At 62.8% G+C, this 22,507-nt stretch carries 14 protein-coding genes; 12 read left to right on the top strand and 2 right to left on the bottom strand.

All coding sequences use genetic code 11. The features are described from left to right. The first annotated feature begins 49 nt into the window (after window positions 1-49). From RIE53_00975 to RIE53_00930, 10 genes are all read left to right on the top strand, one after another. Window positions 50-1,495 (top strand): MFS transporter, encoded by a 1,446-nt coding sequence (locus tag RIE53_00975; protein ID MEQ9103248.1) that lies wholly within the window; start codon window positions 50-52, stop codon window positions 1,493-1,495. Beyond that, window positions 1,492-2,961, top strand: coding sequence for an alpha-amylase family protein (locus tag RIE53_00970; protein ID MEQ9103247.1), 1,470 nt, complete (start codon window positions 1,492-1,494; stop codon window positions 2,959-2,961). Before RIE53_00975 ends, RIE53_00970 begins: the two co-directional genes overlap by 4 nt. 48 nt (window positions 2,962-3,009) lie before the next feature. Beyond that, a complete protein-coding gene (locus RIE53_00965) occupies window positions 3,010-3,600 on the top strand; it encodes a CDP-alcohol phosphatidyltransferase family protein (protein MEQ9103246.1) in 591 nt (196 codons plus the stop codon). Next, window positions 3,600-4,577, top strand: a complete 978-nt coding sequence (gene ftsY / locus RIE53_00960) for a signal recognition particle-docking protein FtsY (protein MEQ9103245.1) — start codon at window positions 3,600-3,602, stop codon at window positions 4,575-4,577. The genes RIE53_00965 and ftsY overlap by 1 nt, the downstream gene beginning before the upstream one ends. 112 nt (window positions 4,578-4,689) lie before the next feature. Next, on the top strand, window positions 4,690-5,976 hold the full coding sequence (locus RIE53_00955) for a GWxTD domain-containing protein (protein ID MEQ9103244.1): 1,287 nt from the start codon (window positions 4,690-4,692) through the stop codon (window positions 5,974-5,976). A gap of 112 nt (window positions 5,977-6,088) precedes the next feature. Continuing rightward, window positions 6,089-7,039, top strand: coding sequence for a methionyl-tRNA formyltransferase (fmt, locus tag RIE53_00950; protein ID MEQ9103243.1), 951 nt, complete (start codon window positions 6,089-6,091; stop codon window positions 7,037-7,039). 16 nt (window positions 7,040-7,055) lie between these two features. Continuing rightward, window positions 7,056-8,228, top strand: coding sequence for a hypothetical protein (locus tag RIE53_00945; GenBank protein MEQ9103242.1), 1,173 nt, complete (start codon window positions 7,056-7,058; stop codon window positions 8,226-8,228). 10 nt (window positions 8,229-8,238) lie between these two features. Beyond that, window positions 8,239-9,234, top strand: coding sequence for an AAA family ATPase (locus RIE53_00940; protein MEQ9103241.1), 996 nt, complete (start codon window positions 8,239-8,241; stop codon window positions 9,232-9,234). Further along, window positions 9,234-10,259, top strand: a complete 1,026-nt coding sequence (gene hprK / locus RIE53_00935; protein ID MEQ9103240.1) for an HPr(Ser) kinase/phosphatase — start codon at window positions 9,234-9,236, stop codon at window positions 10,257-10,259. The genes RIE53_00940 and hprK overlap by 1 nt, the downstream gene beginning before the upstream one ends. A gap of 87 nt (window positions 10,260-10,346) precedes the next feature. After that, on the top strand, window positions 10,347-12,758 hold the full coding sequence (locus RIE53_00930) for a prolyl oligopeptidase family serine peptidase (protein MEQ9103239.1): 2,412 nt from the start codon (window positions 10,347-10,349) through the stop codon (window positions 12,756-12,758). On the opposite strand, the gene smc is transcribed toward RIE53_00930, so the two are convergent. Further along, a complete protein-coding gene (gene smc, locus RIE53_00925; GenBank protein MEQ9103238.1) occupies window positions 12,759-16,343 on the bottom strand; it encodes a chromosome segregation protein SMC in 3,585 nt (1,194 codons plus the stop codon). A gap of 233 nt (window positions 16,344-16,576) precedes the next feature. Between smc and RIE53_00920 the strand changes: the two genes are divergently transcribed. Continuing rightward, on the top strand, window positions 16,577-17,143 hold the full coding sequence (locus tag RIE53_00920) for a sigma-70 family RNA polymerase sigma factor (protein ID MEQ9103237.1): 567 nt from the start codon (window positions 16,577-16,579) through the stop codon (window positions 17,141-17,143). A gap of 3 nt (window positions 17,144-17,146) precedes the next feature. Next, a complete protein-coding gene (locus RIE53_00915; protein MEQ9103236.1) occupies window positions 17,147-19,849 on the top strand; it encodes a serine/threonine-protein kinase in 2,703 nt (900 codons plus the stop codon). Here RIE53_00915 and clpB read toward each other — a convergent pair. Continuing rightward, window positions 19,803-22,433: an ATP-dependent chaperone ClpB gene (gene clpB, locus RIE53_00910; protein ID MEQ9103235.1), complete on the bottom strand. Its 2,631-nt coding sequence runs from the start codon at window positions 22,431-22,433 to the stop codon at window positions 19,803-19,805. The two genes, RIE53_00915 and clpB, sit on opposite strands and share 47 nt — an antisense overlap. Between the last annotated feature and the right edge of the window lie 74 nt (window positions 22,434-22,507).

Below are 22,507 nucleotides of genomic sequence, written 5' to 3'. Positions count from 1 at the left end.
TCAAGTCCTGTTTTGTGCAGGTGCACCCTGACTACCGCGGAACGCGAATATGCTTGAAATCCAGAAGAGGCTCTCGACGAGCTTCTACATGCTGCTCAGCCTGCCGGCCACCGCCATGGGCTTCGCCCTGTCGGTGCAGATCTCGGCGCTGAGCTGGATCCTGACCACGAAGTACGGCCTGGATATCCACGATGTGGGATTGGTCTGGGCGGCCGGACCGATTGCCGGCATCCTCGGGCAGGTGATTGTCGGGGCAATCTCGGACAATGTCTGGTTCTGGAACGGGCGCCGGCGCCCGTTCATCCTGATTGGCGGCGTCCTTTCGGCCCTCATGCTGCTGGCCCTGCCGAACATCGACGTGATCTCCGATGCCATGGGTGTCGGGGGCATCCTGGGCGTGGCCATTGCCGTGGCGCTGACGCTCGACCTTGCCATCAACGTGAGTTTCAACCCCACGCGATCCATTATCGCGGACGTCACGCCGGCGGGCGTGGAACGCACCAAGGGGTATACCTGGATGCAGACCGTATCCGGGACGTTCGGCGTCCTGGCCTACGCGGTCGGGGCCATCTGGAACAACAACGTCCTCATCTATGCCGGCGCCGTGCTGGTTTTCCTGTTCTCCATCGTGCCGGCGTTGTTCATCGTGGAGCCCCGTGTGCTGCGACAGGATGAAGGAGCCGACCTGGACGCCACCGACCCTTCCGTCCGTACGCCCGGCTTCTCCGTTCTTGAGACCATCCGCACGACGCGCCCGCTGTGGGGCTTTTTCATCTATTCCGTCTACGCCATGGGCGAGCGGCTCATGGGCGTGACCCGCGATTCGTACTGGGTCGAAATGGTCCTTGGCGTGGTGACCGTCGGGCTGGTAGCCGAAGCAATCCTCAAATCGTCCGTCGGAAAGACCCGGGCCGAAGCCGGCGACATCGGTTTCAAGAAAATCCTTGCCGCCCACTCGTTTACGTGGCTGGGCATCCAGACCATGTTCGTGTATCTCTTTGCGTATGTGCAGGATGCCATGCCGCTGCTCTCGGACGTGCAGATGGGCCGCGTCGTATCCATCAGCTTCCTCGTGCTCAGCGCTGTCGGTGCCCTGCTGCCGGCCTTCGTGCTGGAGCCGGCCACGGAGCGCTTTGGCCGGGTGCGTACCCATATGCTGTGCATGACCGTCATGGCGCTCGGCTATGCCGGCATCCTGTTCGTCGGCGCCACACCCATGGCGCTCTACATCATGATGGGCGTCCTGGGAGTCGGTTGGGCGGCGACCGTCAGCCTGCCGTTCGCCATCATGTCGCAGAAGGTGGACCAGACCAAGATGGGCCTCTATATGGGCCTCTTCAACCTCTCGGTAGTGCTTCCGCAGCTCGTGGCCAGCCTGGGCATAGGCGTGCTCGTCAGCGCGGCCCCCGAGAAGAGCATCATTTTCGTGATTTCGGCCGTTTCGCTCGGAATTTCCGCCGTGGCCTGGTCCATGGTTAAGGAGGATGGATCATGAAGATGATGCACTGCGCGATGCTGTTTTTCGCCATCGGATGCGCCGCGCCCACGCCCGAACCTGTGGATGTCTCTGGGCCATATGCAGACCTTCGGGACCGTGTCGTGGTCCAGCTCTTCGAATGGAGCTGGGATGCCGTCGCGCGGGAATGCGAGGAGTTCCTGGGGCCCACCGGCTACGCGGCCGTCCAGGTATCCCCGCCTTCGGAGAACCATGTCGTCGAGGGCCGACCTTGGTGGGAACGGTACCAGCCTGTCAGTTACCGGCTGGAGACCCGGAGCGGGGATCGGGCCGCATTCGCCGACATGGTGTCCCGGTGTGACGCCGCAGGCGTGGATATCTACGTGGATGCCGTGCTGAACCACATGGCCGACGCCGACCTGCAGCATGATGAGGTCACCTTCACCGGGCAGGGCACCGCGGGCAGCACCTTCGGGTCGTATGACTACCCGGGCCTGTGGACCCGGGAGGATTTCAATCACTGCGGCTTGACGCCCAACGATGATATCCAGGATTGGGACGACCTGACGCAGGTCCGGACGTGCGAACTGCTGGACCTGTCCGACCTGGCCACGGGCCGGGAGAACGTCCAGGATACGCTCGCGGCGTATCTGAAGGACCTCATGTCACTGGGCATCAAAGGCTTCCGGTTCGATGCCGCAAAGCATATTCCGCCCACGGAGCTCGCATCCATCCTTCAGAAATCCGTCCTGGACCCTTCTGGCATGAGCGGAAGCAATGAAAACCCCTGGATTTATCAGGAAATCTACTCCGGGGGACAGCAATCCGAATGGGTGCGGGCGTATCTGCCCAACGGGCCCATGACCGAATTCACCTTCGGCGATGCACTGGCGGAGATCTTCCGCAGCCGACCGCTCGGTGATCTTGCGCCGGGCGGATATGCCTGGACGTCCCGTGCCTATGCACCCGACTCGCTCGCCCTCGTATTCGTCGACAATCACGATACCCAACGCCACGGCGCGGCGCTCACCCACGCCGAGCCCGACCTGTACCGATTGGCGCAGGTATTCACGCTCGCGTGGCCGTACGGTCGGCCCCGGGTCATGAGCAGCTATCGCTTCGAGGATCCGAGCGCCGGACCGCCCGCCACGGTGCCGGATTGCGGCGCGGTCGGGAACGGGGGTGAGTGGGCATGCGAACATCGCTGGCCGGAAGCGGCCGGCATGGTGGGCTTCCGGAGCGCCACAGGACCCGCGCGGACCGTGGATCAGTGGTGGTCGGACGGTCCCGACCGGGTCGCCTTCAGCCGGGGAGACCGGGGGTTCGTGGTCCTAAACCGATCCGGTGACGTCCTGGAGGCCACCGTGCCGACATCCATGCCACCGGGATCGTATTGCAACGTGTTGGCACAGGGTGCGTGTCAATCCGTGGATGTCGGGGAAGACGGCCAGGTGGCCGTGGTCGTGCCTCCCATGCAGGCCCTGGCCATTCACGTCGGAAAATGAACGCACGGCCCCGACGGGCGTACTGTGTGCGGTCACCTCTTCCAATCCATGCCCCAATCCGCTTCGACATCCGACCTCGGCCGATTCTGGACCATTCCCAACGTCCTGACGCTGTTTCGCCTGGTCCTGACCATTCCGATTACCGTCCTGATTTTCCAGGACGGCCCGCTGCTGTGGATCATGGGGCTGGTCGTGTTCGCGGTCGCGACCGATTATTTTGACGGGCGTGTAGCGCGGTGGTCCGACACGGTATCGGATTGGGGCAAGGTGCTGGACCCGTTCGTGGACAAGGTGGCTGCCGGGCTCGTTGTGACGGCCCTGACCATGCGGGGCAGTCTGCCGTTGTGGTTCCTGGCGGCCATTGTCGTGCGGGACCTTTCCATTTTTGCGGGCGGTGCCATCATCCGGGTCAGGACGGGTCAGATCGTCATGAGTCTGTGGTCCGGGAAAGTGGCCGTCACGGCCATTGCCGTTACCGTATTGGCGGTGTTGTTGAAGGCCGACGCACCGTTGATCGAGCAATGCATCTGGATTACGACGGCGCTCCTGGCGTGGTCGTTCGTTCGTTATATCATCCGGTTTTTCGTGCTCCTCGGACGCGCGACGGATGCCCACGTTGAAGTTGAAGAGGAAATCTGATGGGTCTGTTCGACGCATTCAAACGCGACAAACAGCAACAAACGCTGGAATCCGGGCTGGAAAAGACCCGCACGTCCCTGTTCGGCAAGATCTCCAAAATGGTCGCCGGCAAGGATGTCGTTGACGAGGAAGTCCTGGATGGCCTGGAGGAAATCCTGGTGACCAGCGACGTGGGCGTCAAGACGACCGTCGAGATCATCCGGAAGATCGAAGCGCGCGTGGCGCGGGACAAATACGTGTCGACCGCTGATCTGGACCAGATGGTCCAGGACGAAATCGCGGCGCTCTTGCTGGGCGATTCAGCCGACAGGCCGGTGGCCTTCGACGCGGCGCTGCCCAACCACCCGCATGTCATCATGATTGTGGGTGTGAACGGCGTTGGCAAGACCACCAGCATCGGGAAACTGGCCGCGCGCTACAAGGCCGCCGGACGGACCGTGGTGCTGGGGGCGGCCGATACGTTCCGGGCGGCAGCCACGGAACAGTTGGACATCTGGGCAGAACGCGCTGGTGTGGATATCATCAAGCAGGGACACGGGGCCGACCCGGCCGCGGTGGCCTTCGACACACTGGCCGCGGCCAAACGGCGGGACGCGGATGTGGTCATCATCGATACGGCAGGACGGCTCCATACGAAGGGTGGGCTCATGGACGAACTGTCCAAGATCAAGCGCATCATGGACCGACAGGTCCCTGGGGCGCCCCATGAGGTCTTGTTGGTCCTGGACGGCTCGACCGGCCAGAACGCCATCCGGCAGGCCGAGGAGTTCACACGCAGTGTGGACGTCACGGGACTCATCCTCACCAAGCTTGACGGCTCGGCAAAAGGGGGTATTGTGATTGGTATTTCAAATGAGTTCAATATCCCCGTAAAATACATCGGTGTCGGGGAGGGCATTGACGATCTGCAGATTTTCGATCGCCGCCGGTTCGTCGCGGCCCTGTTCGGTTCGCCTTCCCCGCCCCACCATTCGTAGGCCTTTAACAACGGTCCACTCTGCCGTGTTGGATGGAGCGGGATTCGTTTCCGATATTGCGGACCGTATTGCTGAATTTGTACCAATCCCGAATCTGCTGATCAATCACCGTATGGCCGACTGTTACACACGCGGATGGTCCTGGCTGCCGGTCGTCCTGCTCGTCCTGCTGCTTCCGGTGGGACCGGTCCTGGCGCAGGTGGCCGAGGAGGATTTCGAAGTGGATGTCCTCGGAGCAAGGAGCGAAGAGACGCCCGGAATGACACGGTTGGATACCTACACCCGCATTCCCTACCGGCACCTCAGTTTCATCAACAGTATCAACGGGTTCACGGCCTCCTACGAGGTGAAACTGGATGCGAGCCGCGTATCGGAAGACGGACGCATCCGTAATCTGGTCCAGTCCAGGATCTGGGATGCGTCAGTGGTGGCTAACACCTACAGCATGACGCAGGCGGACGATCGGTACGATTATACCACGCAGGCTGTTGAGCTCGCTCCCGGTCGATACATTTTCGAATACTCCATTTCGGACCGGAATTCCTCCCAGACCCATTACCGCGAATTCGACGTCAATGTCCGGGATTTCAGCCAGCCGGTGGCCGTCAGCGATATCACGCTGCTGGAGTCGTTCGACGAGGACAGCTTCACCATAGTCCCCCGGATTGACGGGCGGATCGGTTCCGAATCGCCGGGGTTCCAGGTGTTCTACGAAGTCTATGCCGATCGCGGTCGGGACCTCGTCATCCGCCAGGAAGTCATGCGGACGCCGGGTGACCTGGTCTATGCCAAGGAAGAGACGGCCACGGTCAAGTCCGGTCGGACCCAGTACCTGGTGACCGTACCCATCGAGGACATGAAGGTGGGGGCATACGAACTCCGGATTGTGGTCGAGGACCTGAACGGTACAGAACTGGCCCGCTCCACCCGCTCCATCAAGGCGGAGTGGTCCGGACTCTCCGAGCACATTGAAACCAACATGGACGATGCCATCGCGCAGATGGAGTACATCGCCAAGAAGCGGGACCTGAGCTTCATCCAGAGCGCCCCCAACGACGTCGAGCGGTTCCAGCGCTTCCGTTCGTTCTGGGACAAGCGGGACCCGACGCCGGGGACCAGCCGCAATGAGCGCATGGAGGAGTACTATTACCGGATTGCCCAGGCCAACCGGAACTACGGGGCCGTCGATGATGGCTGGCGAACCGACCGTGGATTTGTCCTGGTCCGGTTCGGCGAGCCGGATTTCGTCCAGAAGAAGCCGCACAGCTTCGACTACGAGCCGTACGAGGTCTGGGTCTATGAGCGTATAGGGCGGCAGTTCATTTTCGTGGACAAGACCGGATTCGGGGATTACCAGTTGTTGGTGCCTATTTGGGACGAGCGCACCAAATTGTACTGAGCTGACGGGGCCCTTTTCGCGCCCACCGGTGTTGTCCTCGCCACCAACTGGACGGGGCCCTTTTCGCCGAGGCTTTCCGGTAGATCTCGTCGCTGTTTTGTACCGTAGGTGGATGAAACCCCGAATCCTCTTCATGGGCACGCCGGAATTCGCCGTACCCTCCCTGAATGCCCTCTGTGACGCCGGTCTGACCCCGATGGCGGTGGTCACGGCCCCCGACAAGCCGCGTGGTCGCGGGCAGCGCCTGTCGCCCACGGCTGTCAAGGCTGCCGCACTTGAGCGAGGCATAGACACCATTCTCCAGCCTGAGTCGGTCAAGGACCCGGCATTCGCTGTCCAGGTCCGGGACCTGGCACCCGACGTCATCGTGGTGGTGGCCTTCCGGATCCTCCCGGCTGCGGTGTTCACGGCCGCGCGCCTGGGCGCCTTCAATCTGCACGGCTCCCTGTTGCCCCGCTGGCGGGGCGCCGCGCCCATCAACCGGGCCATCATGGCCGGCGATACCGAAACCGGGGTCACCACGTTCTTCCTGAAAGAACAGGTGGATACCGGAAGCATCATCCTGAAACGTGCCATGCCCATCGGGCCGGACGAGACCGCCGGATCGGTCCACGACCGGATGATGGTCCTCGGGGCCGAAGCGGTGGTGGAAACCACGCGCATGATCCTGGACGGCACGGCCGAGGCCCAGCCACAGGACGATACCCTGGCGACGCCGGCTCCCCGGATTTTTCCGGATGATTGCCGCGTGGACTGGACGCAAACGGCGGTCGGGGTGCACAATCATATCCGTGGCCTGTCCCCGTATCCGGGAGCCTGGACCATGCATGACGGAACCCTGTTGAAACTGTATCTTGCACGGCCCTCCGATCCAGTGCCTGACCTGCTTCAAGGCCCGCCCCCCGCCCCGGGTGAGGTGGGGGTGGAGGACAATCGCCTGTTCATTGGATGCGCCGACGGTCTGCTGGAGCTCCTGGAGGTCCAGCAAGCCGGCAAGCGCCGTTTGCCAGCCCAAGATTTCCTGAACGGATACCCCGTCTCCTCCGGGGACAGATTTGAGTAAATCCACGCCTTCGTTCGTGAAGCCGTTCCTGTACGCGCTGAACCGCATGCAGGAGAACGAATCGCTCCGGCCGACCCAGTATCTGGAGCGGTCGCGGTCGCTCATGGTCGACCGGTTGGGGATGGAAGGCCCTGTGCCCGAGGCCGCGTTCGCCCATGGATCCGTGGGGCTGATAGCGGACCACACGCATTACTTCGATGGATTCGCGCTGATGCTGCAGCTGCGGCAAGGAATTGCGGTATCCATCCGCCCGTCGAAGGCCGAACACTCGCGCCTGGTGGTGGAGGGGAGCCCGGAGGTATTCCTGTTCGACCGCCATGAGACGTCCGATGCGCCGCTGGAGGCCCTGGTGACCGCCGTCTTGTCCGAGCTTGCCCGGGACACCTGGCAAGTGGATCTCGCGGTGGTGGCGGCCATTCCTCCCGGATTGGGCATGGCGTACCATGCTGCATTCTGCATTGCGCTCATCCGGGCCGTGGAGGCGCTTATCGGAATCGAGTCGACCGATGCCGAGGTCCGGGTACGGGCCCGCAACATTCTGGACCGGGTGGCCGGCATGCCGCTCAGTCCGGCCTACGCCATTGGCGCATCTCTCCCCGACGAAGGGCCGTTCGTGTTGATCGATACGCAGAACGGGGAATTCCTGCGCCTGGATGTTCCGTCGGGGCAGCGCCCGGGATTTGTGTTGCTCGACACGGGCGGAGCCAACCAATTCCCGCCGAAGGGCATGGATGAGCGCAAGGAGGCCACCAGGCGTGCCACAGCGGCACTCCAGGGCGGCGGATTTTCCCGGATGGTCACACTGCGGGACCTGGAGCACAAGGACCTGGACGCGGCGTTGGCGGCCATCCCGGGCCGATTGCGACCCGTGGTCCGGTTTCTGGTGTCGTCCAACCGGAATGTGCAGAAACTGACCGTGGCCATCCGGCGCCAGGACTGGCAGTTCTTCGGTGCCATCCTCAAGATCATGCAGGCATCGCAGGTGAATGACTGGTCCACCACACGGCCTGTTTTCACCGAACCTGTAGCCCAGGCGGAACGACTCAGCCTGGATGGGATTTACGGGGTGGTCCAGACCGGCGAGCAGGGCATGTTGCTGATTGTCGGTCAACCATTTTCCTTGCCGTCTTTCCTGGATGAATTCCGGGAGTCGCACACGAACGGGATTCACGACGCGTTAATACTGTAAAACATCTGACATGACCCAATTCGATATCGCAGCCGTAAACGACCGGATTGCCCAGGAAAGTGCCTTCGTGGACGACTTGTTGGCCGAAATCGGCCGCGTGGTCGTCGGCCAGCGCTATATGGTGGAGCGGCTGCTCATCGGTTTGCTCGGGGACGGTCACGTGCTGCTGGAAGGCGTACCCGGCCTGGCCAAGACCCTTACCGTATCGTCCCTGGCGCAGGCCATCGGCACCGAGTTCCAACGCATCCAGTTCACGCCGGACCTGTTGCCGGCCGATGTGCTCGGGACGCTCATCTTCAATCCGAAAGAAGGCATCTTCACCATCAAGAAGGGACCGATCTTCGCGAACATCATCCTGGCGGACGAAATCAACCGGTCGCCGGCCAAGGTCCAGAGCGCCCTGCTCGAGGCCATGCAGGAGCGGCAGGTGACCATTGGCGACAAGACGTTCCCGTTGGAAGCGCCGTTCCTGGTGCTGGCCACGCAGAACCCCATCGAGCAGGAGGGGACCTACCCGCTGCCGGAGGCGCAGGTGGACCGGTTCATGATGAAGATCAAGGTGGGTTACCCCACGCGTGAGGAAGAGCTCGAAATCATGCGCCGCATGGCCCGGACGGGGGACAAGGTGGCCGTCAAGCCGGTGGTTTCCCCTGCGCGGATCCTGTCGGCACGTTCGGTGCTCAACGATCTCTACATGGACGAGCGCGTCGAACAGTACATCGTGGATCTGGTGGTGGCCACGCGCGAACCGGAGAAGGTGGGGCTCGGCACCCTCAAGCCCTTGATCGAGTACGGCGCCTCGCCCCGCGCCACCATCAACCTGAACCTGGCCGGACGGGCCCACGCCTTCCTGCAGCACCGGGCGTACGTTACACCGGAAGACATCCGGTCGGTCGCCATGGACGTCATGCGGCATCGTGTAGCGGTGACCTACGAGGCGGAGGCCGAAGAAATCACGAGCGAGGAAATCGTACAGCGGTTCCTGGACTCGGTAGAGGTACCCTGATGTCACAGCGCGCGCCCAAGACCTTCAAGAAGGATTCCATTACCGTCGCATTTGCCATCGAGCAGTTGCGCAAGGCCGTGCGCGTGAACATCCGGCCCCTGAACCACGTGGTCGATGGGGAACGCCTGATAACCGATGCCAGCCTCCATCGGCCCGGTCTGGCTCTGGCCGGCTATCTGGACCTGTTCACGCACAAGCGTGTGCAGATCCTGGGCAATACCGAGAACCGTTTTCTCCAGCACTTGGAGCCGGAACGTCGTCGGGAGGCCTTCAACAACATCCTGAAGTTTGCCATCCCCTGCCTCATCCTGACCGAGGACAATGAGCTCGAGAAGGACCTGCTGGACATGGCTACGAGCGCGGGCGTTCCCGTCTTCTCCACGCCGGTGCCGTCAACGCAGTTCATGTACCTGCTGCGGGACTTCCTGGCCGATCAATTTGCCCTTCAGCAAGCCGTGCATGGCTCTCTCATTGATGTCTACGGCATCGGGCTGCTGATTGTCGGGCCACCGGGCATCGGCAAAAGCGAAGTCGCCCTCGACCTGGTAGAGCGCGGGCATCGGCTGGTGGCGGACGATGTGGTCATGATCACGCGCAAGGAAGAAGAAGTGCTCATGGGTTCAGGCACCGATCTCGTCCAGCACTTCATGGAAATTCGCGGGTTGGGCCTGGTCGACGTGCGCGCCATGTTCGGTGTCCGGGCCATCCGGTACCAGAAGCGGGTGGAGGTCGTGGTGAACCTTCACCCCTGGGATTCCGAAGAGGAATACACGCGCTTGGGCATGGTCGATGAAGGCTACCCGGTCATGGGAGTGGAACTCCCCCTGGTCAAACTCCCGGTGACGCCCGGAAAGAACGTGACCGTCCTGTGCGAAGTGATTGCCATGAACCACATCCTGCGCCATTACGGATACGATCCGGCCAAGGTCTTCGCCGAACGCCTGGCTACGAAAATCCGCGAGAAAGGCAGCAAGACCTCTGGCCCCAGCCGCGGGATCGAGTACTTCGAGCACGATTACGAGTAGGGGAATGTATTTTGGGTGGCGCTCCGTCCGCGCTCGCTTGGTTCCGCTCTACTCTGCCTTGTTCTGCTCACTTTCGCTCGAATGCTCATGCTTGTTCGTCTTGTCGCGTTTGTCGCTCTCGTTCTTCTGACGTTCCCGGCCGCCGGCCAGCAGGCCGCACTTCGTACCACGGCCCAACAGTCCGAACTCACGGTCGCAAAGATCATGCAGGAGCAGACCACGTGGGTGGGCTCCAGTCCGCGCTCGGTCTCGTGGACGGAAGACGGCGAGTGGATCCATTTCTGGTGGAACCCGCAAGGGGCCTTTCCGGCCGACTCCCTGTTCCGCGTACCGGCCGCCGGGGGTGAACCCGAGCAGGTGCCTGCGGCGGAGCGACGGGACGTACAGCCGTTGTTTTCCGGTTGGGCACATGGCTCCGGCACCTACACGGAGGATTTCCGATACAAGGTTTTCCAGGACGATGGGGATCTGTTTGTGTTGGACCGTCAGACAGGCGCGCTCGATCGGTTGACGACAACGGTCGATGTGGAGTCCGGGGCGCGGTTCACGCCGGACGGCACCGGGATTGTGTTCCAGCGCGGCGGGCAGGTATACCGGTTGGACCGCGCGACGGGCCGGGTTGTCCAGCTCACGAACCTGCGCTCGGGCAAGGCCCCGTCGGACCGGAATACGGATGATGCACAGGATGCATGGCTCCGGCAGCAACAGATAGACTTGTTCGATGTAGTGCGCGAACAGATCCAGGAACGGGAAGCCCGCGATGCGCAGCGGGATCGCGACCGGACGCAGGACGAAGCCGCCTGGCCCCCCGTCCACTACTACGGGGATGGATTCGTGGTCGGATTGCAGGTGGATCCGGCGGAGCGGTACGCCTCGTTCCAGATCGGGAAACGCGCCGAAGACAAGCGCACGCTCGTCCAGAATTACGTCACGGAATCCGGATACGCCGAGGACCTGAACGCCCGGTCGAAGGTGGGTATTGAGGAGACGGGTCGGCCGTTGTTTGTTCAGGATCTGACGACGGGCGACGTGGTCGAGGTGGACTTTTCGCAGTTGCCTGGCATGTACGATGTGGTGCCGCTGCATCGGATCGAAGAGGGCGTGGCCGTGGACAGTTCGGATGCGCGGGTTGTAAGCGCGTCGGGCCCTTACTGGAGCCCGGATGGCGCCTGGGCCGTGCTGGACATCTTCGCCGAGGACAACAAGGACCGCTGGATTGCACGTCTGGATCCGTCCACGGGCGACCTGACCGTGTTGGACCGGCAGCAGGATGAGGCCTGGATTGGCGGGCCGGGGGTTCGCTCCTGGAGTGGCGGCATCGGGTGGATGCCGGACGGTCGCACCATCCACTTCCAGAGCGAGCGGACCGGCTACTCCCACCTGTACACCTTGGACGTGGTCACGGGAGCGGTCCGGCAGCTCACAGACGGCCCGTTTGAGGTCTTCAGTCCGCAATTGTCGAAGGATGGCCGAACCTGGTTTTTTACGTCCAGCGAGGGTTCACCTTTTGAGCGCCACTTGTTTCGGATGCCTGTCGAGGGTGGAACGCGGACACGTTTGACGGAAACCGTCGGCAATCACGATGCGACGCTGCACCCGGACGGGGATCGTGCGGCGATCCTGTATTCCTTTACCACGCAGCCGCCGGACCTGTACGTGAAGGCGTTCGGTCGCCAGGCGGAGCGTGTGACCACGTCGACCACGGCCGAGTGGCGCGCCTATCCCTGGCGCACGGGCGAAATCGTGCATATCCCGGCGTCCGACGGCGCCGAAGTCCCCGCCCAGATATTCGTGCCGGAGCGGCCCAATGGCGCGGCGGTCCTGTTCGTCCACGGGGCCGGCTATCTGCAGAACGTGCACCGGTGGTGGAGCTCCTATCAGCGCGAGTACATGTTTCATAACATGTTGGCGGACATGGGATACACCGTCTTGAACGTGGACTATCGGGCATCGTCCGGGTACGGGCGGGATTGGCGGACGGCCATCTACCGCTGGATGGGCGGACGCGATCTGCAGGATTATGTGGATGCGTCGGAGTACGTGGGCCGGGAGCACGGCATCGATCCTGAACGGGTGTTCATCTACGGCGGATCGTACGGCGGATTCATCACGCTGATGGCGCTGTTCACCGAGCCGGAGCATTTCGGGGGCGGGGCGGCACTGCGCAGCGTCACCGACTGGGCCCACTACAACCACGGATACACCTCCAACATCCTGAACACGCCGGTCACCGATTCCCTGGCGTACGTGCAGTCATCGCCCATCTATTTCGCCGACGGACTCGAGGACCCGCTGCTCATGGCGCATGGCGTCATCGACACCAACGTCCAGTACCAGGACATCATCCGGCTGGCCCAGCGTCTGATAGAACTCGGCAAGATCGATTGGGAGCTGGCATCCTACCCGGTGGAAGGCCACGGCTTCACCGAGCCCTCCTCCTGGACCGACGAATACCGCCGCATCCTGGAACTCATCCAGCGTTCGGTGGGACCGGATTGATTACGCTACCAACTGCAGGCCATCCTCGAACTTGACACCGACGAGCTTGGAGACGCCCTGCTCCTGCATGGTAATGCCGTACATGCGGTCGGCGGCTTCCATGGTGCGCTTGTTGTGCGTCACGAGCACGAACTGCGTCGAGTCTGAGAACGTGCGGATGAGCTGCATGAAGCGGTCCACGTTGGCGTCGTCGAGGGGCGCATCGACCTCGTCCAGGATGCAGAACGGGCTGGGTTTGACGAGGTAGATGGAGAACAGCAGCGCGATGGCGGTCAGCGTTTTCTCGCCACCGGACAACTGGGCCAGGACACTCGGCTTCTTGCCTCGGGGCTTGGCGAAGATCTCGATTTCCGACTCCAAGGGGTCGGACTCGTCCTGCAGCACGACATCGGCCGCGGCGCCCTCCCCGAACAGGTCGGCGAACAACCGGCGGAAATTCTCCTGGATGGCCCCGAACGTTTCGTTGAAACGGCGGCTGGCAGTCGTATTGATTTCCGTGATGGTGGTCATGAGCGTGGACTCGGCCTTCTCCAGGTCGTCCAACTGCTCGCGGAGAAAGGTCAGGCGTTCCTTCTCTTCCTCGAACGACTCCAGGGCGAGCGCATTCACGGGGCCCATCTGGCGGATGCGGTTGCGCAGGTCGTGGACCTCGCGTTTGGCTTCCGCGCGATTGAAATCCTCGTCCACGTCCACTTCGTACGCTGTCAGGTCGACTTCGAAGTCCTCGGACACCGACCGGATGAGGTCCTCCAGACGGGTGGCGATTTCCGCGAGACGGACTTCCCGGCGGGATTCTTCCTTGACAGCCGTCTCTTTTTCCCGGCGCAGATCGCGCAGACGGACTTCCAGGTCGGAGATCTCGACACGGGTATCCATGAGCCGATTCCGGGCCTGTGACACGGCTTCATCCAACGCACCGCGGGCCTCCTGGAGGTCCCGGATCTGTTCGGAGAGGGTGGCACAGCGCTTTTCCGTCGTGGCCTTCTGGTCCGTGAGCGTCGCTAGCGTGGACTGCCGGTCCGTGGCCCGCTTGTCCAGGTTCTCCAGGTCGTTCGTGGTCCGTGCGAGATCCCGTCGCAGGTTGTCCAGGCGGTTGCGGGTCTGCACGGCCGTGATGTTGGCCTCATTGAAGAGCCCGAACGCCTCGCGGCTGGCCTCTTCGATGTCCTGGAAGGCCGCTTCCGCGTCGCCCCGCTTCTGCTGCAGCTCCGCAACCTGCACGGTCAGTTTCTTCAGGTCGGCAGTCACCGATTGCAATTCGGATTCGGTCGCCGTGCGCTGGTCTTCGAGCGTGGCCAGTCGGGTCTGGATTTCCTGGCGGCGGCGCACAACGGTTTCCTGCTCGTAATCCAGGCGGGCGAGTTCCTTCTCGGCCTCCACCTGGGTGGCGCGCCGCTCGTCCAACGAGCGGCGGAGCGCGTCGATGTCCAGCGCTTCGAGCGCAGTACGGGCGGTATCCACGGCGCCGCGAGCCTCTTCGGCGCGCTCCGCGCACGCGTCCCGCGTGCGGCGCGCCACCTCCAGCTGCTCCCGACGACCAAGCCGGGACGCGGCGGCCGAGCTGCCCCCGGCCGGGCCACCGGCATGCCAGGCACCGCGCGCATCGGCCCACTCGCCGGATGCGGTGAAGAAGCGGCCAGAGCCGTCAGCGGTCACGCTGTCCAGATCGCCCTCCACCAGCCAGGCATCGTGGAAGAGCAGGTCCAGCAGGGGCGCCCAGCGGTCCGAGGTAGTGCGTACGTGCGCGCGGAGGGGTGAAACGCTTGCTTCCGAACCGGACGAAACGGCAGAGCCCACGTTGGAGGCGGCCTGGGTGGCCGAAGGCTCAACCCGAGCCAACCGCTCCAATACCAGAAATGTGACGCGGCCTTTTTCGCTGCTGCGCAGGGCGCGAACGGCGGCGCGGGCTTCGGCGTCGGTTTCCACCACGATGCAGCCGGCCCAGGCGCCGAGTGCGGCATCGACGGCGGGCCGAACCGCGTCGTCGCACGACACCACATCGGCGACCGTCAGCATTTCGCGGGACGTCCATGAGGATTCCTCGGCCAGGAACTGGACCGACTCGCCGAAATCCTCGAAGCTGCCCAGCAGCCCCTCGAGCAGGGCGACTTCGGCACCCGCGGCGTCGAGTGCGCGCTCGGCGCCACGGAGCGCCTCGCGCGCCCCTTCCAATGCATCGTTCCGCTCGGAACGCGACGAGAGCGCCTCGTTCAGTGCTTTTTCAGCTGATTTGCGGGCGGTAACGGCGGCATCGACCCGGCTGCGGACTTCGCCGAGCCGCGTTTCCAGGTCACCGTCGCCGGCACCCAGCCCTTCGAGGGCCGTGCGGCGCTCGTCCATTTCGGCCGTTATGACCTCCAGACGGGACGACAACCGGTCCAACTGCCGTTGCTGCTCCACACGCCGCGTGGTCACGGTGCGCTCTTCCAATCGTAGATTGTGCAGCTTCACCTGGTGCCGCTGCTGCGTGTTCTGCGCCTCGTCACGGATGCGCCGCGCATCGGTCAGCGATTTCTCAGCGACGTCGGCGGCGGGCTGCGCATCGGAAATATCCTGTTCCGCGCGGGTTTTCAGGCGCAGCAGCATGTCGCGCTGCGCGGCATCGGTCGTTTCCTCCTCGGCCAGACGGGTCATGTCCCGGCTGATGGTGGACAGGCGCTCGGTGCTTATGCGCAGGTCCGATTCGGCGGCGCGCAGCTTGTCCGTATGGTCGCTGAGCAGCGTCTGGGCTTCAGAGACCGCCTTCTCGCGCGTAACGTGATCCGCCCGCAGTGCTTCGTGCGTGGCCTCTTCGGCCGACACCTTCGCCGACAACCCGGCGGCCTGCTCGGCAAATGACGTGCGCTCAGCGGACAACGTGGTCTGCTGCCCCGTCAATTCGTCGTATTCCAGTCCGGCCAGCGACAACTCCAGGAAATGGAGCCGCGATTCGTACTCCTTGTGCTTCGTGGCCTTGCGGGCCTGGCGTTCCAGCGAGGCCACCCGCTTGTCGAGCTCGTCGGTCAGGTCCCGGACCCGGTCCAGATCCACCTGCGTGCTCTTGAGTTTGCGCAGGGTCTGCCCCCGGCGCACCTTGTATTTCGTGATGCCGGCGGCCTCCTCGAACAGGTGCCTCCGGTCCTGGGTATTGTCCGACAGCAGTTCCTCGATCATCTTCAGCTCAATGACCGAATAGGCGCCTGCGCCCATTCCCGTATCCATGAACAGGTCGGTGATGTCCTTCAGTCGACACTGCACCCCGTTCAGCAGATATTCCGACTCGCCCGACCGGAACAGCCGACGCCCGATGGTTACCTCGGAATACTCGATAGGGAGGATGCCACGCGTGTTTTCGATGGTCAGCATGACCTCGGCCATCCCCAAACTGCGTCTTTTGGACGTACCATTGAAGATGACGTTATCCATTTTGTCGCTGCGCAGGATGCGTGCGCGCTGTTCGCCGATGACCCAGCGGACGGCGTCCACGACGTTTGATTTGCCGCACCCGTTCGGGCCGACCACACAGGTTACCCCGGGGGCGAAGTCGACGACGGTTCGTTCGGCGAAACTCTTGAAGCCGTGGAGCTCCAGTTTGCTCAGGTACATGGATGCTGGGTATTTCTCAAGCGACAGTGGGCAAACAGCAATTACGTTCGTAGACAGCCGTTTTGCAAACCGAGTTATGCACAGGTCAACGCACAGTAAATACAATGGTTTGGCATGTGGCCCAACATTCCACTTCCGTTATTGTATTTCCGTGTGAAATGCGGCTTCACCCTCAGGGCTTCCGTTTCTGCCCCGTGTTGCGTACCCTCATATAAACCCTGACCATTCCCCCCATGCAGTACGATGGTTTGGTGACTCAGCTCCTCGTTGAGCACCAGAACGGTAACAAGGAGGCAGCCGACAAGCTGTTCGAGCTCGTTTATGACGAGTTGCGCGGCATGGCGCGCCGGGAATTGCATTTCCGCAGCCCGGGCAAGACCATCAACACAACGGGGTTGGTCCACGAGGCGTATCTGAAGATGTTCGACCGGTCCGATGCCACGTGGAACGACCGGGTCCACTTCTTCTCGGTGACTGCCAAAGCCATGCGTCAGATCCTGGTGGACTACGCGCGCCGGGTCAAGGCCAAGAAACGCGGCGGAGATGTGGAACACACGGAATTGAACGCATCCATCATCAGTGGGTCCGAAACACCCATCGACATCCTCGATCTGGACGATGCGATGAAACGGCTGGAGGAGATGAACCCGCGCCTGTCCCAGATCGTGGAATGCCGCTATTTCGGGGGCATGTCCATCGAAGAAACCGCGGCTCTGCTGGACGTGTCCACGCGTACGGTGGACCGGGACTGGCTGAAGGCCAAGGCCTTCCTGTACATGGCCCTTCGCGGCGAGGTCTGAGCCATGGATCAGGCGCGCTGGAAGCGGATGGAGGCCGTGTTGGATGCCGCACTGGAATTGCCCCCGGGCGATCGCCGCGCATTCATCGCGTCCGAATGCGGGGATGACACGACCCTCTGCAATGACGTGCTCCGGATGCTGGATGCCGCAGGCGCATCGGACGGCTTCCTGGAGACGGACAACCCGTCGCATTTGCGCGATGCGTTGAAGAACCTGGCGGAGGCGGCCGGAGAGTCCGAAGAGACGGACGACGCCAAGTCCTCCATGCCGAAAGTTGTCGGGCCGTACCGGCTCATCCGCCCCCTCGGCAAGGGTGGCATGGGGCAGGTGTATCTGGCCGTCCGGGACGATGAAGCCTTCAAGCGGTATGTGGCCGTGAAGGTCATCAAGCGGGGCATGGACTCGGACGAGATCCTGAAGCGATTCCGCGTGGAGCGGCAAATCCTGGCCTCGCTGACGCATCCGAATATCGCCCGGCTGCTGGATGGGGGACAGACGGAGGACGGCGTATCGTATTTCGTCATGGAATACGTGGACGGTGAACGGATAGACCGGTACTGCGACGAACACCGCCTGCCGCTCGAATCGCGTCTGGACCTGTTCGAGAAAGTGTGTTCGGCCGTCCACTATGCGCATCAGAACCTGATCGTGCATCGGGATCTGAAGCCCGCCAATGTGCTGGTGACCGCATCCGGCGAAGTGAAATTGCTCGACTTCGGCATCGCCAAATTCCTGAATCCGGACCTGACCGGGTACACATTGCCCATGACGCGGGAAGAGTTGCGGGTCATGACGCCGGAGTACGCCAGCCCGGAACAGATGCGCGGTGGGAATCTGACCACCGCCAGCGATGTGTATCAGCTGGGTGTCCTCTTGTACGAGTTGTTGACGGGGCATCGGCCGTTCCAATTCCAGACCATGGCCCGGCACGAAATCGAGAAGATCGTGCTGGAGAAGGAACCGGAGCGCCCCAGCACGGCCATCTCCCGGGTCAAGGACGAGCAGGCAAACACGTCGCCCACCCTCGTCTCCGAGAAGCGCCGCACGCCGCTGGAGCGGCTCCGGCGCCAACTCAGCGGAGATCTGGACCGGATCGTGCTCATGGCGCTGCGCAAGGATATGGACCGACGCTACCAGTCGGCCGATCAGTTGCTGCAGGATATTGGCCGCTACCGGCAGGGGCTGCCCGTCTCGGCCCAGACGGATTCCGTGTTGTACCGGGCAGACCGGTTCGTACGGCGGCACAAGGCCGGCGTAGCCGCCGGCGTCGTGATTGCATTCCTTCTCGTCCTGGCGACCGGGCTTTCGGTCCGGTATGCGGTCGACACGGCCGCGCAGCGCAACCAGATTGAATTGGAAGCCCGGAAGTCAAAGGCCATCACGGCGTTCGTGGTCGACCTGTTCAATGAGGCCAGTCCGGATCGTGTCCAGGGGCGGGACATGACGGTCCGACAGCTCGTGGATGCGGGGGCGGAGCGGATTACGGAGGACCCCGATACGCCTGTCGAACTCCAGGCGGCGCTTCGCAATACCATTGCTGCGGTCTATACGGAACTGGGCTCGCACGACAACGCACTCAACCTCATCCAGGACAACGTGCGCGAGCTGCGGAGCCGGCTGGGGCCGGAGGGGGCAAGTCCCGAATTGGCCGAGGCGCTCTACCGCTACGCTTACGTCGTGGACGAAGGGTCTACCACCCGGGAGTGGGAGGAGGCCGTCCGGCTCTACGAAGAGGCCCTGGCCATGCAGCGGGCACTGTTTGGTTATCCCAGCCAGGAGGCCGCACAGACCCTCAACGACATGGCGGTCTCCCACATGCGGCTGCGTCAGGACTCCACGGCCGAGGCCCTGCTCCAGGAAGCTTTGGCCGAGCGTCGGGAGCTCTACGGGGGGGATCACGAACACATCGCCGAAACGCTGTCCAACCTGGGTACATTCGCCGCCAACCAGGGCGACTTTGCCGCCGCCGAGCGGTATTACCGCGAATCATTGGGCATGTCCCGGTCCGTATTGGGCGATCGTCATCCGTTGGTGGCTGACAACATTTACAACCTGGGCAGCATCCTGTATGATCTGGGATCGCTCGATGAAGCCCGGCAGCTCCTGGAGGATGCTGTAGCCCGGCGGGAAAGCATCTACGGTCCGGACCACAACGAGACAGCGCGGGCATTGAGCTACCTGGGGCGGACCCTGCTGGCCCAGGGCAATTTCGCGGAAGCCGAGCGCTACCTCCTGCGGACGCTCGACATCCACCGGGCCAATGCCGGCGAAATCGATTTCTTTGTCGGGATGGACCTGCGCTGGCTGGGCATCCTGGACAAGGCCCGCGGCATGCACACCGACGCCGCGCGGTGGTACGTCCAGGCCGTCAATGTTTTGGGTCAGGCGGGTTCATCGGCCTATGCCGCGCTCACGCAGCGAGATCTGGCCGCCGTTTATCTGGAGGGCGAACAACGCAGCCAGGCCATCGCCGCATACGGCCGTGCTGTAGACATGATGGCCGCCCTGTGGGGCGAGGAAGACGCCGACGTGGCGGAAGCCGCGCACACGTGGGGAATCCTGCTCCTGGAGGAGGGGCGCAGCGCCGAGGCCGAGCGTGCACTCACGCGCAGCCTCGACGCCTACCTGGCCCTTGAAATGCAGACCGAGGCCTCTGCTGTCAGGCGGTCTCTGGCGCGCTTGACTGCGGCACCGTCTCGAAACTGAGCCCGTCGCCGCTCACATCTATCCGGATGGTTTCGTCCGGTTCAATCCAGCCCGACAGCAACTCCTCGGCCAGCTTGTTGGTGATTTCCCGCTGGATGACCCGCTTCAGCGGCCGTGCGCCGAACACCGGATCGAAGCCAATGCCGGCCAGGTGGTCCCGTGCCGCATCGGTCAGCTCGACCTCGATGTTGTTGCTCTTGCGGGCCAGACGACGGACGTCCTCGAACTGGATGTCCACAATGCGCCGGATCTCATCCCGTCCGAGCGGATGGAACATCACGATCTCGTCAATCCGGTTCAGGAACTCGGGCCGCAGCCGCTGGCGGAGCACGGTCATGAGCTCGGTTCTGAGCTGTTCCTCCGACGCGTCCGACCAGTCCTCACCGGCCGCATCCATCCGGCTCTGGATGACTTCCGAACCCAGGTTCGAGGTCATGATGATGATGGTATTCTTGAAGTCGGCCACGCGGCCCTGGTTGTCGGTCAATCGACCGTCGTCCAGCACCTGGAGCAGGATGTTGAACACCTCCGGATGCGCCTTCTCGATCTCATCCAGCAGCACGACGGAATAGGGATGGCGGCGGACCGCTTCGGTGAGCTGGCCACCTTCCTCGTAACCGACGTAGCCGGGAGGGGCACCCACCAGGCGGCTCACGGCGTGTCGCTCCTGGTATTCACTCATGTCAATGCGCACCATGGCATTGTCGTCGTTGAACAGGAAGCGGGCCAGGGCTTTGGCGAGTTCGGTCTTGCCGACCCCCGTGGTGCCCAGGAAAATGAATGAGCCGATGGGTCGGGTTTCCTCCTGGAGGCCGGCGCGGCCCCGCCGGACGGCATTCGATACCGCGGACACGGCTTCTGCCTGTCCCACGACGCGCTTGGCAAGTTCTTCCTCCATGCGGAGGAGTTTCGCCCGTTCGCTTTCCAGCATGCGGGACACCGGAATACCGGTCCATCGGGAAATGATGCCGGCAATGTCTTCGGAATCGACCTCTTCCTTGAGCAATGCACCCTGGTCCTGGGCGGACTGCAGCAACGCTTTGTTCTCGTCGACGAGCTCTTCGAGTTTCGGAATGCGACCATAGCGGAGTTCGGCCACTTCGCCGTACTTGCCTTCACGCTCCAGCCGCTCGGCCTCCACGCGGAGCTCGTCCATGTGCTCCTTCGCCTCACGGATGGCCCCGATCAGTTCCTTTTCCTTCTTCCAGCGGGCCTTCAATTCCACGCTGCGCTCTTCCAGGTTGGCGAGCTGCTCGGCAATCTGGGACAGCTTGGAGTCGTCCTTCTCCCGCTTCACGGCTTCCCGTTCGATTTCCAGCTGCCGGATCTGCCGTTCGAGCTGGTCCAGTTCCTCCGGCATGGAGTCGATTTCTATCCGCAGCCGGGCCGCGGCCTCGTCAATCAGGTCAATGGCCTTGTCCGGCAGGAACCGGTCCGAGATGTAGCGATGACTGAGTTCGGCGGCGGAGACCAACGCACCGTCCGTAATCCGGACGCCGTGGTGCACCTCATACCTTTCTTTTATGCCACGCAGGATGGAAATGGTGTCTTCCACCGAGGGTTCGTCCACCACGACCACCTGGAACCGGCGCTCCAGCGCCTTGTCCTTCTCCAGGTACTTTTTGTATTCGTCGAGCGTCGTGGCGCCGATGGCCCGCAGTTCACCGCGCGCGAGGGCCGGCTTGAGGATGTTCGCCGCATCCATGGCGCCTTCCCCGGCACCCGCGCCCACGAGCGTATGGATTTCGTCGATGAAGAGGACGATCTGTCCCTCCGCGTCCACGACTTCCTTGACCACGGCTTTCAGCCGGTCCTCGAATTCGCCGCGGTATTTGGCACCGGCAATCAGCGAGCCCATGTCGAGCGCCAGGATGCGCTTGTTCTTGAGCCCGTCGGGTACGTCGCCCGATACGATCCGGATGGCCAGCCCCTCGGCAATGGCTGTCTTGCCCACGCCGGGTTCGCCCACCAGCACAGGGTTGTTCTTGGTGCGCCGGGACAGGATCTGGAGGATGCGCCGGATTTCGTCGTCGCGGCCGATGACCGGATCGATCCGGCCCTTCTCGGCCAGGTCGTTGAGGTCCTTGGTATACCGCTCCAGCGCCTGATACCGGCTCTCCGCATGCTGGTCCGTCACGCGCTGGGAGCCGCGCACATCTTTCAGGATGCGCAGGATGGCCTCCTTGGTCACACCGGCATCGCGAAGCGCATCCCCGATGGGATCCTTGGATGCCGCCAGGCCGATCAACAGGTGCTCCGATGCCACGAAGTCGTCCTTCAGCTGGCCGGCCTCCGCCAATGCGCGATCGAACACCTTCTTGGCGTCATTGCCGATGTACTGGCCCGACACGCTGGAGCCGGTGACCACGGGGAGTTTGTCGAGCGCGGCATCCGTTCGACGCGCCAGGAGGTCGGTGGTGGCGCCCAGTTTCTCCAGGATGGAAACAACAATGCCGCCCGGCTCATCCAGGAAGGCCCGCATGAGATGCGGTGGTTCCACGCCCTGATGGTTGCGTGCGGCGGCCACTTCGGTGGCAGCCTTCACGATTTCCTGGGCCTTTACGGTGAATTTCTGCAGGTTCATATCCTTTCGCCCCCGCCAAAGCGGCAGAAGATGGTACGTTTTCAATCAGGAATGATCGATGCGAAAAACGTACC

The sequence above is a fragment of the Rhodothermales bacterium genome, from assembly GCA_040221055.1.
In the GTDB taxonomy this organism is placed as follows: domain Bacteria; phylum Bacteroidota; class Rhodothermia; order Rhodothermales; family UBA10348; genus 1-14-0-65-60-17.
This window is presented reverse-complemented; position numbering and strand designations above follow the sequence as displayed.

Coding starts and splice junctions, on each gene's coding strand:
- fmt (MEQ9103243.1), top strand. CDS start 6,089: ATGAAACCCCGAATCCTCTTCATGGGCACGCCGGAATTCGCCGTACCC.
- RIE53_00955 (MEQ9103244.1), top strand. CDS start 4,690: ATGGCCGACTGTTACACACGCGGATGGTCCTGGCTGCCGGTCGTCCTG.
- clpB (MEQ9103235.1), bottom strand. CDS start 22,433: ATGAACCTGCAGAAATTCACCGTAAAGGCCCAGGAAATCGTGAAGGCT.
- RIE53_00930 (MEQ9103239.1), top strand. CDS start 10,347: ATGCTTGTTCGTCTTGTCGCGTTTGTCGCTCTCGTTCTTCTGACGTTC.
- RIE53_00920 (MEQ9103237.1), top strand. CDS start 16,577: ATGCAGTACGATGGTTTGGTGACTCAGCTCCTCGTTGAGCACCAGAAC.
- ftsY (MEQ9103245.1), top strand. CDS start 3,600: ATGGGTCTGTTCGACGCATTCAAACGCGACAAACAGCAACAAACGCTG.
- RIE53_00915 (MEQ9103236.1), top strand. CDS start 17,147: ATGGATCAGGCGCGCTGGAAGCGGATGGAGGCCGTGTTGGATGCCGCA.
- RIE53_00975 (MEQ9103248.1), top strand. CDS start 50: ATGCTTGAAATCCAGAAGAGGCTCTCGACGAGCTTCTACATGCTGCTC.
- RIE53_00965 (MEQ9103246.1), top strand. CDS start 3,010: ATGCCCCAATCCGCTTCGACATCCGACCTCGGCCGATTCTGGACCATT.
- smc (MEQ9103238.1), bottom strand. CDS start 16,343: ATGTACCTGAGCAAACTGGAGCTCCACGGCTTCAAGAGTTTCGCCGAA.
- RIE53_00940 (MEQ9103241.1), top strand. CDS start 8,239: ATGACCCAATTCGATATCGCAGCCGTAAACGACCGGATTGCCCAGGAA.
- RIE53_00970 (MEQ9103247.1), top strand. CDS start 1,492: ATGAAGATGATGCACTGCGCGATGCTGTTTTTCGCCATCGGATGCGCC.
- hprK (MEQ9103240.1), top strand. CDS start 9,234: ATGTCACAGCGCGCGCCCAAGACCTTCAAGAAGGATTCCATTACCGTC.